The sequence below is a fragment of the Xylophilus sp. GW821-FHT01B05 genome (genome assembly GCA_038961845.1).
Taxonomy (GTDB): Bacteria; Pseudomonadota; Gammaproteobacteria; order Burkholderiales; family Burkholderiaceae_C; genus Xylophilus.
On sequence record CP152408.1, the window covers coordinates 1,193,174 to 1,207,148 of the forward strand.

Annotated in this window: 15 protein-coding genes and 1 pseudogene; 6 read left to right on the forward strand and 10 right to left on the reverse strand. The window is 68.8% G+C overall.

The features are described from left to right. Positions 1 to 39 precede the first annotated feature (39 nt). The 5 genes and pseudogenes from AAFF27_05585 (at position 40) to AAFF27_05605 (ending at position 4,642) form a co-directional block, all read left to right on the forward strand. The gene (locus AAFF27_05585) at positions 40 to 2,244 is read left to right on the forward strand and encodes a TonB-dependent receptor (protein ID XAH24666.1); all 2,205 of its coding nucleotides are present in this window, start codon (positions 40 to 42) and stop codon (positions 2,242 to 2,244) included. Continuing rightward, the gene (locus tag AAFF27_05590; GenBank protein XAH24667.1) at positions 2,219 to 2,725 is read left to right on the forward strand and encodes a TlpA disulfide reductase family protein; all 507 of its coding nucleotides are present in this window, start codon (positions 2,219 to 2,221) and stop codon (positions 2,723 to 2,725) included. The genes AAFF27_05585 and AAFF27_05590 overlap by 26 nt, the downstream gene beginning before the upstream one ends. Positions 2,726 to 2,747: 22 nt before the next feature. Further along, positions 2,748 to 3,866 carry a serine hydrolase domain-containing protein gene (locus tag AAFF27_05595; protein ID XAH24668.1) on the forward strand — a complete coding sequence of 373 codons (1,119 nt, stop codon included), beginning with the start codon at positions 2,748 to 2,750 and terminating at the stop codon, positions 3,864 to 3,866. A 51-nt stretch (positions 3,867 to 3,917) separates the two neighbouring features. Further along, positions 3,918 to 4,523, forward strand: a complete 606-nt coding sequence (locus AAFF27_05600; protein XAH24669.1) for a hypothetical protein — start codon at positions 3,918 to 3,920, stop codon at positions 4,521 to 4,523. Continuing rightward, positions 4,517 to 4,642, forward strand: a pseudogene (locus AAFF27_05605) (ATP-binding cassette domain-containing protein). The gene AAFF27_05600 and the pseudogene AAFF27_05605 overlap by 7 nt, the downstream one beginning before the upstream one ends. Before the next feature lie 120 nt (positions 4,643 to 4,762). On the opposite strand, the gene gstA reads toward AAFF27_05605, so the two are convergent. Next, positions 4,763 to 5,395 (reverse strand): glutathione transferase GstA, encoded by a 633-nt coding sequence (gstA, locus tag AAFF27_05610; GenBank protein XAH24670.1) that lies wholly within the window; start codon positions 5,393 to 5,395, stop codon positions 4,763 to 4,765. Between the two features lie 150 nt (positions 5,396 to 5,545). On the opposite strand from gstA, the gene AAFF27_05615 reads away from it, so the two are divergent. Continuing rightward, complete coding sequence (locus tag AAFF27_05615) at positions 5,546 to 5,887, forward strand: helix-turn-helix domain-containing protein (GenBank protein XAH24671.1); 342 nt, start codon at positions 5,546 to 5,548, stop codon at positions 5,885 to 5,887. Here the strand turns inward: AAFF27_05615 and AAFF27_05620 are convergent. From AAFF27_05620 to AAFF27_05660, 9 genes are all read right to left on the reverse strand, one after another. After that, positions 5,874 to 7,097: a DegT/DnrJ/EryC1/StrS family aminotransferase gene (locus AAFF27_05620; protein ID XAH24672.1), complete on the reverse strand. Its 1,224-nt coding sequence runs from the start codon at positions 7,095 to 7,097 to the stop codon at positions 5,874 to 5,876. The two genes, AAFF27_05615 and AAFF27_05620, sit on opposite strands and share 14 nt — an antisense overlap. Continuing rightward, complete coding sequence (locus tag AAFF27_05625; GenBank protein ID XAH24673.1) at positions 7,087 to 7,542, reverse strand: EamA family transporter; 456 nt, start codon at positions 7,540 to 7,542, stop codon at positions 7,087 to 7,089. The genes AAFF27_05620 and AAFF27_05625 overlap by 11 nt, the downstream gene beginning before the upstream one ends. A 1-nt stretch (position 7,543) precedes the next feature. After that, positions 7,544 to 7,912 (reverse strand): EamA family transporter, encoded by a 369-nt coding sequence (locus AAFF27_05630; GenBank protein XAH24674.1) that lies wholly within the window; start codon positions 7,910 to 7,912, stop codon positions 7,544 to 7,546. Then, positions 7,905 to 8,789, reverse strand: a complete 885-nt coding sequence (locus AAFF27_05635) for an alpha/beta hydrolase (GenBank protein XAH24675.1) — start codon at positions 8,787 to 8,789, stop codon at positions 7,905 to 7,907. The genes AAFF27_05630 and AAFF27_05635 overlap by 8 nt, the downstream gene beginning before the upstream one ends. Further along, entirely contained in the window at positions 8,786 to 9,475 is a 690-nt protein-coding gene (locus AAFF27_05640) for an MtnX-like HAD-IB family phosphatase (protein XAH26165.1), read from the reverse strand. The genes AAFF27_05635 and AAFF27_05640 overlap by 4 nt, the downstream gene beginning before the upstream one ends. 85 nt (positions 9,476 to 9,560) lie before the next feature. After that, positions 9,561 to 10,517, reverse strand: coding sequence for an HlyD family efflux transporter periplasmic adaptor subunit (locus AAFF27_05645; protein XAH24676.1), 957 nt, complete (start codon positions 10,515 to 10,517; stop codon positions 9,561 to 9,563). Further along, positions 10,514 to 11,266, reverse strand: a complete 753-nt coding sequence (locus tag AAFF27_05650; GenBank protein XAH24677.1) for an ABC transporter ATP-binding protein — start codon at positions 11,264 to 11,266, stop codon at positions 10,514 to 10,516. The genes AAFF27_05645 and AAFF27_05650 overlap by 4 nt, the downstream gene beginning before the upstream one ends. Next, a complete protein-coding gene (locus AAFF27_05655) occupies positions 11,263 to 12,396 on the reverse strand; it encodes an ABC transporter permease (protein XAH24678.1) in 1,134 nt (377 codons plus the stop codon). The genes AAFF27_05650 and AAFF27_05655 overlap by 4 nt, the downstream gene beginning before the upstream one ends. Beyond that, positions 12,393 to 13,808, reverse strand: coding sequence for an efflux transporter outer membrane subunit (locus tag AAFF27_05660; GenBank protein ID XAH24679.1), 1,416 nt, complete (start codon positions 13,806 to 13,808; stop codon positions 12,393 to 12,395). The genes AAFF27_05655 and AAFF27_05660 overlap by 4 nt, the downstream gene beginning before the upstream one ends. Positions 13,809 to 13,975 lie beyond the last annotated feature (167 nt).

The window sequence follows — 13,975 nt, forward strand, 5'->3', positions numbered from 1 at the left end:
CCAGCGCCAACAGCGGCCAGGACACAACGGGAGGAATGCATGCAGGATGAAGCCGGCGTCGCAGCACGCCAGGATGGGGGGACGATCAAGAAGCACAGCCCGTGGTGGCGCCCCTGGCTGCAGTCGCTGGCGGTACCCCCGCTGGCGCTGGCCGCGCCCCTGCTGCAAGCACAGCCGCAGCCGGAAGTGGACGAGACCCGCTCGCTGCGCGCCGTAACGGTCGAGAGTCGCAGCAACCAGGCCGGCATGCGGCAAGGTGCGCTGCGCGACGAGATCGTGCGCACCGAATCCATCAGCGCGCGCGCCATCGAGCGCTCCGGCGCCACCAATATCAACGAGGCCGTAGACAAGAACCCCGGCATCTCGGTGCAGGTCGAATGCTCGATCTGCAATGTGCGCAACGTGCTGCTCAACAACCTGCCGGGGCGCTACACCACGCTGCTGATCGACGGCATTCCGATCTATTCGTCAGTGTCTTCGGCCTATGGGCTGGACAGCGTCAGCGTCTATGGCCTGGAGCGCATCGACGTGGCGCGCGGCGCCGGTGCCAGCCTGATCGCGCCTGAGGCGCTGGCCGGTACCGTCAACATCGTGACCAAGCGCCCGACCTTGCCCGAGGCGCAACTGCGCACGCAGGCCGGCAGCTATGGCTCGCGCCAGGGCGATGTCTATCTGGCCAAGCCGCTGGACGGCGGCGCGTTTACCGCATCGCTGCACTACAACCGGCACGACGCGGTGGATGGCAACGGCGACGGCATCAGCGAATACACCGGCTACGACCGCCGCATCGCCGGCCTGGGCTGGTTCGTGGATGACGCGGGTGGCTTCAAGCTGCGCGGCCGGCTGGATCTGGTGGACGAGAAACGCGGTGGCGGCGCGCTGGAGACCTTCCGCCAGCCCGCGGCGGTAGCGGCCGATACCAGCGGCAGCCCGTTTGATTTCAGCGCCGGGCCAAATGGCTCGCCGCTGGCGAGTGGCTGGATCAAGCCCAGCACCGGCGCCTTCATTCCCTACAACCTGGGCCGGCGCGGCTTCTCTGAATACATCCACACCCAGCGGCAGCAGATCGTGACCTCGGGCGAGCGACAGACCGGCCCGGGCAAGCTGCGGCTGGCCTTTGGCGCGGCCGAGCACCGGCAAGACAGCTTCTACGAGTTTGCCGACTACAAGGCGCGCCAGTCGCAGTACTACGCCGAGGCCAGCTACCAAATGCCGGTCGATGCCTGGCTGCTGACGGCAGGCAGCAACTACCGCTACGAGGACCTGCGCAGCAGCGGCGCCACCGCCAACGGCATTGCGGTGAACGGCATCGACAACTACACCTACCGGGTGCCGGGCCTGTTCCTGCAGGCCTACCGCACGCTGTGGGACGACAAGCTGGAGCTGAACGGCTCGCTGCGCCATGACCGCCACAACGTCTATGGCGGCATCACGTCGCCGCGCATCAACGCGCTGTACCACCACACCGAGCTGCTCTCCAGCCGGCTGTCCTTGGGCAAGGGCTTTCGTGCGCCCACCAGCTTCTTCGAGCAGGACCACGGCATTCTCGATACGGTGCGCATAGAGCGGCGCATCACCAAGCCCGAGGTGTCGCACAACCTGGCCTATGCGCTCAGCTACGCCGACGAGCGCCTGGCCGTCACCAGCTCGTACAACTACAACCGCATCAAGAACTTCGCGCTGCTGGACGCTAGCCAGGTCGATGCCAATGGCAACCCGATCACGGTCTTTACCAGCACCAGCCAGCCGGTGACGGTGCAGGGCGTGGACATCAATTCGTCCTACCTGATCACGCCGGCGCTGGCCTTGTCGGTGGGCGGCGAGCTGTACCGCTACAGCTTCCCGGCCGGCACGCTGATCTTCGCGCGGCCCAAGGCGCGCGCCTTTGTCAGCGTGGACTACGACCGCGGCCCGTGGGAACTGACGGCGCGCCTGTCCATCACCGGGCCAATGGACCTGAACAAGTTCCATGACGACGGCAGCGGCAGCCAGAACCGCTTCAACTTCGACGGCACTCCCAAACGCAGCAAGAGCCCCACCTTCGCCACCGTCGATGCGCGCCTGCAATACGCCGTCAACCGCAACCTGTCAGTGTTTGGCGGTGTGGACAACCTGTTCGACTACCAGCAGACCGACAAGGAAAGCCCGCTGTGGGTCGATGCCCAGGGCGGCTATGACGTGACCCATGTCTGGGGCCCGAGCCGGGGGCGATACATCTATGCGGGCGCCAAGCTGTCCTTCTGAATCGGCGGCGCGGCGCCAACTGCTGCGCGCAGGCGCGCTCTGGCTGGCCTCGGCCGCAGGCGTGTCTGCGGCCGAGCGCGGTAGCTGGACCTTTGCGCTGCCCACGCTGGATGGTGACCGCTTCCTGGGCCCGGCGGACTTTGCCGGCCCGGTGCTGGTCAACTTCTGGGGGCGCGATTGCCCGCCCTGCGTGGCCGAACTGCCGCGCTTGCAGCAGTTTGCGCAAGCCCATTCGGACTGGGCCGTGCTGCTGGTGTCTACCGACGCGCCGGCCGATGCGCGGCGCTTTCTGCAGCAGCGCGGCATAGGCCTGCCGGCACTGCGTGCGGGCAGCGGCGTGGCGGGTTTGATGCGCGCGGCCGGCAACCGCAGCGGGGCCTTGCCCTTCAGTGTTGCCGTGCATGGCGGGCGCATCTGCCATGCGCAGACCGGCGAGGTGTCAGAGGCCGACCTGCAGCGGCTGCGCCAAGCCTGTCGCTGACTTGCGCTATCGTGGCGCCACCATGCACGACGCCGCACTCCACCACCTCCGCGCCACCCTGCAAACCCACATCGACGACGGCCTGCTGCCGGGTGCGGTGGCCTACATCCAGCACCGCGGCGCCACCCCATTTTTCGAAGCCTTTGGCGCGCGGGCGCCGGGTGCGGAGGCGATGGCGCCAGACAGCATCTTTCGCATCTATTCCATGACCAAGCCCATCGTCTCGCTGGCCGCGATGATGCTGGTGGAGCAGGGACGGCTGCTGCTCACGCAGCCGGTATCGCGCTGGCTGCCGGCCTTTCGCAATCAGCAGGTGCTGACCGCAGGCGGGCTGGAGCCGGTGCAGCGCGAGGCCACGGTGCAAGACCTGTTGCGCCACACCGCGGGCCTGAGCTACGGCTGGGAAGAAGGCCCCATTGCCGACGCCTACCGCGCCGCGCGCATAGGCTCGCGCGGCCTCACCAATGCCCAGACCGCCGCCGCGCTGGGCCCGCTGCCGCTGGCGCGCCAACCCGGCAGCGCCTGGGAATACAGCCGCGCCACCGATGTGCTGGGCATGGTGCTGGAGGCCGTCTGCAACGAGCCGCTGGGCGCGCTGCTGCAGCGCATGGTGCTGGGCCCGCTGGGCATGGTCGATACCGGTTTTTACGTACCCGAGGCCAGCCACAGCCGCCTGGCCGAGCCCTTTGCCCAAAACCCGCTGACCGGCGCCGCCGTAACGCTGAACGACGTGCGCGCGCCAGTGCCGCTGGAGCCTGCCGGCGGCGGGCTGGTATCCACTGCCGCCGACTACGCGCGCTTTCTGTCGCTGATGCTGGGGCAGGGCACGTATCAGGGCGTGCGGCTGGCCGGGCGCAAGACGATTGCGCTGATGACGGCCGACCACCTGGGCGACATCCCCGTGGCCGGCACCATCCTGCCGCCGGGCTACGGCTTTGGCCTGGGCTTTGCCGTGCGGCGCAGCGAAGGCGTGGCCGCGCGCCTGGGCTCGCCCGGCCAGTACAGCTGGAGCGGCATGAGCGGCACGGTGTTCTTCGTCGATCCGGCGGAAGAGCTGTTTGCCATGCTGCTGGTGCAGGCGCCGGGGCAGCTCGACTACCTGTGCGATCTGTGGCCCAACCTGGTCTACGCTGGGCTCTGATAACGGCCACTAAACTCCTGATCCTTTCAACGCCGGCTTTCTCTCGCATCCATGGACATTCTCATTCTGGCGACCTTGGTCGTCATCGCGTTTGGCGTGCTCAAGGCGCATGACCAGCGCCGGCGCGTGGTGTTGCTGGGCAGCCAGTTGCGCCAGTACCAAATCGAAAAGCTGATGGAGAACCTGACCGAAGGCTATCTGCGCGGCCTGGGTGAGCAGGATGCGGATCGCCGCGCGCAGATCTGGGGCTTGCTGGCGGGGACCGAAGAGGCGCTCAATGGCCAGTTCCAGCGCTTCGTGGTGGACTTCGCCAAGCTCGATGCGGCGGACACGCGTGTGAGCACACTGCCCTTCGCCGTGCCCTTTGCCGACAAGCTGTTCCCGAGCGCGACCTTTGACCTGCGCCAGGCCTTTGCCATCCATGCGCGCGGCATGGCCGAGGTGGCGCAGAACCAGCAGCAGCGCTCGCCGCGCGACAAGGCCTTCACCATGTCGGCCGAGCTGTTCCTGATGCAGCACAGCTGCCACTGGTTCTGCCGCTCCAGGGCCGTGGCATCGGCGCGGCTGCTGGCGCGGCACAAGACCTCGTATGCGCAGGTGCTGGACGCGGTCAGCCCGGGCACGCGCCAGGCTTACAGCAGCTTGGTGGGGCGCTGACCGGCGTGTCCTTTGCGCTGGAGCGCGGCGAGCTGCTGGGCTTCATCGGGCCCAACGGCGCGGGCAAGTCCACCACCATCAAGATCCTGGCCGGCATCCTGCGGCCTGACAGCGGACGGCACCACGCATCCACCGGGAGCTGACTATTTAATTGATAGCTGGTAGCCCAGGTGAATCCTGCATTTCAGGTGCTTTTATGCCTGAAATGCAGGATTCACGCCGGCATGCAGCTATCAAATTTACTTTAGGCCTTCTGTGTCAAGCGCCTTGCGTACCGCCGGCCGTTCACGCATGCGCAGGTACCAGGCCTTCAGGTTCTCCAGGCCGTCGAAGTGGATGTTGGCTTTGTAGACCGACTCCAGCCACGAGGCCTGGCCCCATTGGGTCAGCGAATACAGGTAGGCATCCGCGACCGTGCAGGTGTCGCCCATCAGGTAGTCGCGGCCAGCCAGTTGCGCGTCAATCCAGGCGTAGCGCTGTTCCAGCTTCGGCTTGGCGGTCTCGGTGCCGTACTTGCCGGCCAGCACCGCGTAAAGCAGCGGGATGTAGCCCTTGTGCACTTCAGAGGTCAGGAAGCTCAGCCACTCCTGCAGGCGATAGCGGGCCATGCTGCCGTTTTCGGGGGCCAGGCGGGATGCCGGCTGCAGGTCGGCCAGGTACTGGACGATGGCCGGGCCTTCGCGCAGCAGCGTGCCGTCATCCAGCTCCAGCAGGGGGACGTAGCCGAAGGGGCTGAGTTCAAAAAAATCCCGGCCGTCTTCGGTCTTGTGCGTCTTGTAGTCGACCTTGACCAGGCTGATGTCCAGGCCAAGTTCGTTGGCGACGATATGCGGTGACAGCGAGCAGGCGCCCGGGATGTAGTACAGCTTCAAGGTGCTTGTCCAATGCTTGTGGGTCGTTGCACTTCAGAAAACAAAGTGCCTGTGGTGATGCTACGGACCAGGGCTAAATATGGAAGAAGGCAATAAAATTGCACATAGGTTAAAAAACTATACCGACCAGGCTTTGCCGCCGGATGTGCTATGAAATCGAACGTATCTGGCTGCTCTGTCGAAGAATCCATGCGCCTGCTGGGTGGGCGTTGGCGACTGCTGCTGGTGTCTTACCTGGTCGACGGGCCCAAGCGCTTCAACGAACTGCGCCGGGACGTTCCCGGCATCTCACAGCGGTCGCTCACCCTTGACCTTCGCGCGCTTGAAGAAGCCGGACTGGTGAAGCGCACCGTGCACCCCAGCGCCCCGGTGCGGGTCGAATACGCCCTCACGGCCGACGGCGAGCGCCTGAAGCCCGTCGTGAGCGTGATGATGGACTTTGGGCTCTGGCTGAAGGAGCGGGCTCAGGCGCCGGTGGTCATTGAGGCTTGACCGGCGCCGAAGCAGCCAGCACCTCGCACACCTGCCCAAACCGCGCCTCGTCCAGCCAGGGGCTGTTGCTCACCGCCAGCAGGCGCGCCGCCAGCGCGCGCGCGTGGGGCAGCTCGCCCGCTGCGGCTGCCGGCACGGCGCTGGCGTACTGCGGGTAGTCGGGCAGGGCGCGCACAAAGGGCAGGCCCAGGCCCAGGCCGGCGCCCCAGTAATCACGCAGCACGGCATCGCGCTGTGCCTGGTCCGGCATCAACAGCAGCAGCACCGGCCAGGTGCCGGCCGCGCTGTCGGTCAGCAGGGTGATCCCCGGGATGCGCGCCAGCCGTGCCAGCCGCCGTGCAGCGCGTTCTGCGCCATCGGCCAGGAAGGCCGGCAGCCGCTGCAGTGCGCGCACGCCCACCGCGCGGCGCCAGCGGCCGGGGCGGTGCAGGGGAATGCGCAGGCTGAAGTCGTCGCCCGCCGCATCCACCCAATCGCCGCGCGCCAGTGCCCGGCGCAGCGGCGCGCCATAGGCCCAGCGCAGGCCGGCCGGGCGGTAGAGCGCGGCGTAGCCCAGCAGCTCCACGCTGCGGCGCAGCTCCCAGGCCCAACTGGCGGGCACGGTGGCGCGGCTGGCATCGCGGCAGGCAGCGCGCAGCGCGGCATCGCGCGCCACCAGCACGCCGCCTTCGAAGATGGTCAGGCCCTTGCCCACGGCCAGGCTGTAGAAGCCAATGTCGCCCTGCAGGCCGACGGCGGCAGCGCCGATGCGCGCGCCCAGCGCCTGGGCCGCGTCTTCGATCACCCAGGCGCCCACGGCATGGGCGCAGGCCAGGGCCGTGGCCACATCGGTCACGCGCCCGGCCAGGTGCGTGGGCAGCACGGCCAGGGTCTGCGGGCCGCACAGCGCGGCCAGGGCGGCGGGGTCCAGGTCGAGCGAATCAGGCCGCAAGTCGCACAGCCGCAGCGCCAGGCCGCAGTGCGCCACGGCCAGCGCCACCAGCGGGCAGGTGTAGGCCGGCACGATGACTTCTGTGCGCGCGGGCGCCAACTGCTTGAGCGCGGTCAGCGCCACCACCAGCGCGGCGGTGCCTGAGCATTCGAGCTGCGTTGATTCCACCCCCAGAAAGCGCGCCAGCGCGCCCTCCAGATCCGCATCGCCGCCGGGCCACAGGTCGGCGGCCTGCAGCGGCAAACCAGCGGTGGGCGGGGCGTCGAAGTTAGCGGCCATGGCTGGCATTGTCGCCAGCCAGCGCAGCGGCATTGGCGCTGGCCGAGCCGGCGCCCGGGTTGCCGCCGGGCGCGTCGTCTTCGGTTTCGCTCAAGGCCAGGCAGACGATGCCGGCGACGATGAACAAGCCGCCCATCACCTGCGGCACGCCAATGCGCTCGTCAAACAGCCACACCGACAGCAGCAGCACCGAGACGATTTCCAGGTGCGATGCCGCAAACGCCGGCCCGATGGGCGCGTGCTTGAGCAGCGTCATCCACGCGAAGAAAGCGCCCACGTAGCCCACAAAGGCGCCATAGATCCAGGGCTGGCTGAACACGCGCAGCAGCCAACTGGTGCTGAACTCCAGCGGCAGCGCCTGCGCGCCCGCGTACTTGAAGCTGATCTGGGCCAGCGTGTCGAAGCCCATCAGCACCAGGAAGCCGATCAGATAGAAGCGCTTCATGTCAGTGCAGGCCCACGATTGCGACGCCTATCGACACCAGCAGAATGCCCGCCACCCGCATGCGCGAGAGCTTTTCGGCAAACAAGAAGCGCCCCGCCACCATGATGGCCACGATGTTGATCGAGCCCAGCAGCACGCCCTCAGACAGCGGCACCAGCGACAAGAAGGCCAGCCACAGCAGAAATTCCGCCACGTAGCAGCCAACGCCTATCCACAGCCAGGGCCGCCGCGCCATCCACTTCCAGCGCGCCAGGCCGTCGCCGGCGCGCGGGTCGCCAGCGGCAGCCTTGAAGGCCAGCTGGCCGCCGCTGTCGACCAGCACGTTCAACACCCACAGCGTGATGATCAGCGGCGTCAGCTCGCTAGCCATGCGCCACGGCTTCCCGGTGGTGGCCGGCCGTGCCCTGGGCCACGCGCGCCACGAAGTCAGCGGTGCGTGCAATCACGGTGCGGCGCTCGCGGTCGATGGTGATCATGTGGTAGCTGTCGTCCAGCAGCACCAGCTCAACCGGGGCGTGCGCCACGCCGCGCACGATGTCGTGGGCATTGCCCACGGCAGATACATCGTCCTCGCGCGCATGCACCACCAGGCAGGGCGAACGCACATCGTCCAGGTGCTGCAGCACGTGGGCCGACAGGCGGCGCATCTCCTGGATGCTCCACCACGGGTTGCCCGGCAGGCCGGCGGCGGCGCTGTCGCCCGACTGCATCTGCGCCACGATGCGCTTGCGCAGCGCCTCATCCTTGATGCCGTAGGGCGGCTGTTCCATGAAGACGCTGCGCCGGCCAATGCCCAGCAGGCGAAACAGCGGCAGCAAAAACGCCAGCTTGGAATAAGCCGGAATGCTCCAGCCGTCGTAGCGGAAGATGGTGGACAGCGCACACACGCCGGCCACCTGCCTGGGCCGCTCTTGCGCCAGCGCCAGCGCCAGCACCGAGCCCATCGACAAGCCACCCACCACCATCCGGTCTACATGCGGCGCGAAGCGGTCAGCGCCCGCGCGCACGCTGCCCAGCCAGTCGCGCCAGCGCGTGCCAACCAGGTCGTCCACCGTGCCGCAGTGGCCGGCCAACTGCACCGCGTACACGGTGAAGCCCTGCTTGTGCAGGCCCTTGGCCAGCAGCCGCATCTCGTTGGGCGTGCCGGTCATGCCGTGGATCAGCAGCACGCCGGTACGCGCATGCGCGCCGTGGCCTTCCAGCAAAAACTCGTGTGGCGTGACGCAGACCTGTTCGGAAAGGCTCATGCCGCCACACGCTCCCGCGCGGTCACGATGCGCGTCATCAGCGCCGTGGCCTCGCTGAAGTCGGTAAAGGGCGCATGCGCAATGCCGTGGCTGCGGCAATGCTCGATCAGCTTGTACTTGGCCAGCACGAAGTCGGCCTTGCCCGATACGCAGAAGTCAGAAGTGCTGTCGCCCACGTAGAGCACGCGGCCATGCACCGTTTGCTGCTCGGCCAGGCGCTCGCACTTGCAATTGCCGCTGGCGCGGCTGCAGGCGGCACTGGCCCAGGGCGACTGCAACTGCCAGCTGCGCGGGCCGGTCTGCACCAGGCGGTTGGCGATCACCGGCAGTTCGCCCAGGCCATGCAGGCCCAGCACGGTGCGGATCACGTGGTCCAGCCCATCGCTCACCACCTGCACCGGCAGGCCCAGGCGCCGCGCCTCGCGCACAAAGCCGGCAAAGTGCGGGTCGATCTGGATCGTCGCCAGGTGCGTGCGCAGCTCTTCTGCGCTCATGTCGAGCAGCGCGATCTGGCCGGTCATGCATTCGCGCGAGCCGATGTCGCCGCGCTCCCAGGCGTCTTCCAGCGCCTGCCAGCCTGGCTGGCCGAAGCGTGTCAGCAAGGTGTCGGTCACGTCTTCCAGGCTGATGGTGCCGTCGAAGTCGCTCTGCACCATCCAGCCGGTGGCCGAGGATGGCGTTGGCATGGCGTTGCCGGTCACGCGGTGCAGTGGAATGGTCCGGGCGCGCCGAGCGGTGGCGGGGCGCATCTGTTGCATGTCATGCATGGCATTACTCATGGAAGTTCACCCGCACTTCCTGGCCTATACGCAGGCTGGAGGGCTGGTCAAAGGTGAGAAAACATTCGACTACGCGCACGCCGACGCGGGCGGCCTGGTCTTCGTCGAGCCGGCTGGCTACGTACACCGGGCTGATGCGCTGTACCCGCGCCGGCAGTGCCGGGCCGCCGTCTACGTGCACGCTGGCGCGCATGCCGACCTTTACCCGGGGGGCAAAGCTGCCGTTGAGTTCGGCACGCACCAGCACCGGCCGCTGCGGCAGCAGCACCAGCACCGGGCGGCTGCCTTGGGCATCGACCGCGCTGCCGGGCTGCACGCGCAGCCGCAGCACGGTGCCGTCCTGCGGCGCGGTCAGGGCCAGGCGCGTGACGCGGTTGCGCGCCTGGGCCAGCTTTTGTGCGGCGACCTTGGTGTCGGCCTCGGCCACGGCGGCGGCGGCGGCGGCTTCTTGCTGGGCCTGCAGCGCTTCGTCGGCGCGCTGGCGGTCGAGTGCGCCGGCCTGGGCGGCTTCCGTCAGGCGCTGGCTCAACTGGCGTGCCGGCGCCAGCTTGGCGGCCTGGGCCCGCTGGCGCGCTTGCGCCGCCTGCAGCTCGGCTTCGGCCATGGCGACTTCGCCGCGCGCGGTGTCGGACTGCAGGCGCAGCAGCACTTGGCCGCGGCGCACCGTGGCGCCTTCGGCCACGGCCACTGATTCGACGATGCCGTCTTGCTGCGCCATCACGTCGAGCAGGCCGCCCTCGATCTCCACCCGGCCGCGGGCGATGGCCACGTCGGCGGGGCCGGAGGGCGCTGCCTGCGCATGCGCCTGGGCCATGGCGCTGGCCGAGGGCTTGCCGCTGCTGTCGAAGCAGCCGGCCAGCAGCAGCGGCACTGCGGCCGTGGCGGCCAACAGCGCCCCGGCGGCCAGGGCTGCGGGAATCCGGCGTGGCCGGGAATGAAGCTGCTTCATAGAGAGGTTTCCTTGGCCGGGGCGCCCGCGGCGCGTGGGCTGGAAGGCTGCCAGTCGCTGCGGATCACGCCGTCTTCCATGGTCAGCACGCGGTCGGCATGGCGCGCGGCGCGCGGGTCGTGGCTCACGCACAGCACGGTGGTGCCGTGCGATCGCGCAATGCGGTGCAGGATGTCGATCACGCGCTGGCCGTTCTCGGCATCCAGCGCGCTGGTGGGTTCGTCGGCGAACAGCAGTTGCGGCTGTTTGGCCAGCGCGCGGGCAATCGCCACGCGCTGCTTCTCGCCGCCAGAGAGCTGGGCCGGGCGCATGTCGGCGCGGTGGGTCATGCCCACCTCTTCAAGTACCTGCATGGCGCGCTCGGCCGACTGGCGCCGGCCTATGCCCAGGTAGCCCAGCGGCAGTTGCACCTGCTCTTTGGCGGTGAGCGCTGGAAACAGGTTGAAGCCCTGGAACACAAAGCCGGTGTGGTGCAGCCGGAAGCGCTCCAGCGCACGCTTGTCCTTGCTGGCCAGGTCTTCGCCCAGCGCCCGCACGCGCCCGCCATCAGGCGACTGCAGGCCTGACAGCAGTGACAACAGCGTGCTCTTGCCGCAGCCGGAAGGGCCGGAGATCAGCGTCAGCTCACCCGGATACACCGCCACCGACAGCGACTGCAGCACCTGCACCCGCACCACGCCGGAAAGGAAGGACTTGCTCACGGCCTCGGCTTCCAGGGTCGGGCCGGCGATGGGGAGAGGGGCATTCATCTCAGCAACACTGCGGGGTCAGCGCGTAGCAGGCCACGGATAGCGATCAGGCCCGACAGCAGCGCCAGCGCGGCCACCAGCACCATGCACAGCAGCGCGGCCTGCAGGTTCATGGCCACCGGCACGTTCTGCCCGGCGGCGAACCACAGCAGCGCCGTGCTGACGCCGGCCGCCAGCAGCAGGCCCAGGCCGCCGATCCAGCAGGCCTGCTCCACCACCACCCGGGCCAGCGAAGCCATGCTGGCACCCAGCGCATGCAGCACCGCGTATTCGCGCGAAGAGCCGGCCACCACCGCCATCAGCGACTGGCTGGTGATGACGGCACCGACCAGGCAGACGATCAGCGCCATGAATAGCACGGCCACGCCGGCACCGGTGTCGAGCATCCAGTAGTGCTGCGAGCGCCAGGCGAACTGCCCGGCGGTCCAGACCTCGAACGGGCCGAAGGCGCGCTCGGCGTTGAGCCGGTCGCGCACGGTCTCGGCCAGTGCCGGGTCGCGCAGGCGCGCCACGAAGTAGGTGCTGCCAGCCGCCAGATCGCTGCCGGCCAGCGTACGGGCGGTGTCGAGCGAGGCCAGCACGTTGACGCCGCCCAGCGCGCGCAGGCCGGTCACGGCGGCGATCACGTGCACCTGCCGGCCATTGACCCAGGCCTGACCGCCTGCGGCGGTACCGAGCGGACCCAGGTCGGACTGGTCGACCACCACCGCACCGGGCTCGGCCAACTGCTGGCGCAGCGCATCGGGCAGTACCGCCGAGAACATCATCGTGCCGGGCTCGGTGCGAATGCCGGAGACAAACACCGACACCCCGCCCGCGCCGCGCTGGGCCGCATGCCAGTCGCCTTCCACCCAGAGGTAGGGCTCGACCTCGGCCACGTCCGGGTCCAGGCGCAGGCGCATCTCTACATCGGCGCGGATCGGGCGGCCAAAATTCACGCTTTGCGTGCCGGGGTAGCCGGCCCACAGATCAGCCGACGAGGCGGTAACCGACACCGCGGCGCTGCCAAAGATGCCCAGCACCAGCGCCGCCTGCACCACCAGCAGCACGCCCGAGAAGCCCACGGCGAACACCGCCGGCATGAAGCGGCGCCATTCGTAAACAAGGGTCTTGCGTGCCAGTGGAATCACGGCTTGGCCTCTGCCACCGTGGCCTCAGTCGGCAACGGTGCGCCGCCCAGCGATTTGTAGAGCGCGACAAAGGCCAGCACGCGGCTGGCCTGGGCGTCGGCCAGCTCCAGTTGCGCCTGCAATTGCGCGCGCTGCTCGCCCAGGCGCTCGAAGTCGCTGGACAGGCCCAGGCGCACCAGCGTGTCCTTGGCGGCCAGGCGGCGCTGCAGCAGCTCGCCGGCTTCGTGCAAGCGGGCTTCGCGCTGCTGCTGCAGGTCCAGCAGGGACAGGGCGATCTCGGTCTCGGCCACGGCATCGAGCACGGTCTGGCGGTAGGCCAGCAGCGACTCGCTCAGGGCTTCTTTCTGCGCATCGGCCTGCGCATGGCGCCGGCCCCAGTCGAACAGCGGGATGTCGATGATCGGGCCGATGCCCTGGATGCGGTCCGAGCTGCTGCGGCGGTTCTGCGTCAGGTTGTAGGAATAGAGGTAAGAAGCGCCCAGCGAGAGCCGCGGGTACAGCTCGGCCTGGGCCATGCCCATTTCGCCGGCGGCCTTGAGCACCTCGGCCTCGGCTTCGCGGATGTCGGGGCGCACCCGCAGCAGGTCGGCCGGCACGCCGCCGGGGGCGACCGGCCCCAGCACGGGCTGCGGCGCGGCTACGAGCCATTCCGGCGCCGGCGCGTTGCGGCTGGTGAGCACCGCCAATGCGCGCGCCGCCTGCACGATGGCCTGCTGTGGCGCGCTGCGCTGCGCGGCGGTCTGGATCTGCCGCAAGCGCAGTTGCGCTTCTTCGTCGGGGGCCGCCAGGCGGCTGCGCAGGCGCACACCGGCGAGCGCAATGGCGCGCTCATCCAGCGCCGCCATATCCTGCAGCAGCGCCACCTGCCGCTGCGCGGCACGCAGTTCGATATAGCGCCGCACCACCTCGGCCACCACCGAGACGCGGGCGGCCTGCTCGGTCTGCACCGCGGCATCGAGCCGGGCCTGGCCGATACGCAGGTTGCTTTCGCGCGCGCCGAACAGGCCCAACTCCCAGACCGCGTCCACGCTGGCGTGCAGGTAGGTGTCGACCGCCGCTACGTCCTGCACCGGGCGCTCTCCGGCGCTAAGAATGGGCAGGTAGCGGGCATCGGCGGTGCCGGCCAGCAGGCGCGCCTGGCGCAGCTGGCTGCGGGCGCGGGCGAGCTGCAGGTTCTGTTGCAGCGCCTCGTCCACCAGTGCGTCCAGTGCCGGATCGTTCAGGGTCTTCCACCAGTTGCGCAGGTCAGGGGCGGGCACGCCCGCTGTGGCGGCGGGGCTGGACCACGCGGCCGGCACATCTTGCGGCAACGGTGGCACGGGCGGCGCGGCGCAGCCCGCCAGCATCAGCACGGAGAGCGCCGACAGTCGCAGGGCGGGCAGGGAACGGGGCGGAAGGAGAGGGCGGCGCATCAATGGGTAGGCCGGGTGTACCGGACGTTTACATTGGGCCCCGGCAAACTTGCGCGGCAGTGCAGGTTTTATGGAGAAAGCATGAAGACGCGCGCCCCGTCCGGGCATAGCCGCCGCCGCCGAGGGCCCTGGCATTGCTGGCCGATAATGCTGGGCTACCTCCCCGC

Excerpts from the sequence above, each read along its gene's own strand:
- AAFF27_05585 (XAH24666.1), top strand. The coding sequence starts at position 40 with ATGCAGGATGAAGCCGGCGTCGCAGCACGCCAGGATGGGGGGACGATC.
- AAFF27_05620 (XAH24672.1), bottom strand. The coding sequence starts at position 7,097 with ATGGCCGCTAACTTCGACGCCCCGCCCACCGCTGGTTTGCCGCTGCAG.
- AAFF27_05645 (XAH24676.1), bottom strand. The coding sequence starts at position 10,517 with ATGAAGCAGCTTCATTCCCGGCCACGCCGGATTCCCGCAGCCCTGGCC.
- AAFF27_05650 (XAH24677.1), bottom strand. The coding sequence starts at position 11,266 with ATGAATGCCCCTCTCCCCATCGCCGGCCCGACCCTGGAAGCCGAGGCC.
- AAFF27_05600 (XAH24669.1), top strand. The coding sequence starts at position 3,918 with ATGGACATTCTCATTCTGGCGACCTTGGTCGTCATCGCGTTTGGCGTG.
- AAFF27_05595 (XAH24668.1), top strand. The coding sequence starts at position 2,748 with ATGCACGACGCCGCACTCCACCACCTCCGCGCCACCCTGCAAACCCAC.
- AAFF27_05615 (XAH24671.1), top strand. The coding sequence starts at position 5,546 with ATGAAATCGAACGTATCTGGCTGCTCTGTCGAAGAATCCATGCGCCTG.
- AAFF27_05630 (XAH24674.1), bottom strand. The coding sequence starts at position 7,912 with ATGGCTAGCGAGCTGACGCCGCTGATCATCACGCTGTGGGTGTTGAAC.
- AAFF27_05635 (XAH24675.1), bottom strand. The coding sequence starts at position 8,789 with ATGAGCCTTTCCGAACAGGTCTGCGTCACGCCACACGAGTTTTTGCTG.
- AAFF27_05640 (XAH26165.1), bottom strand. The coding sequence starts at position 9,475 with ATGCCAACGCCATCCTCGGCCACCGGCTGGATGGTGCAGAGCGACTTC.
- AAFF27_05660 (XAH24679.1), bottom strand. The coding sequence starts at position 13,808 with ATGCGCCGCCCTCTCCTTCCGCCCCGTTCCCTGCCCGCCCTGCGACTG.
- AAFF27_05590 (XAH24667.1), top strand. The coding sequence starts at position 2,219 with ATGCGGGCGCCAAGCTGTCCTTCTGAATCGGCGGCGCGGCGCCAACTG.
- AAFF27_05625 (XAH24673.1), bottom strand. The coding sequence starts at position 7,542 with ATGAAGCGCTTCTATCTGATCGGCTTCCTGGTGCTGATGGGCTTCGAC.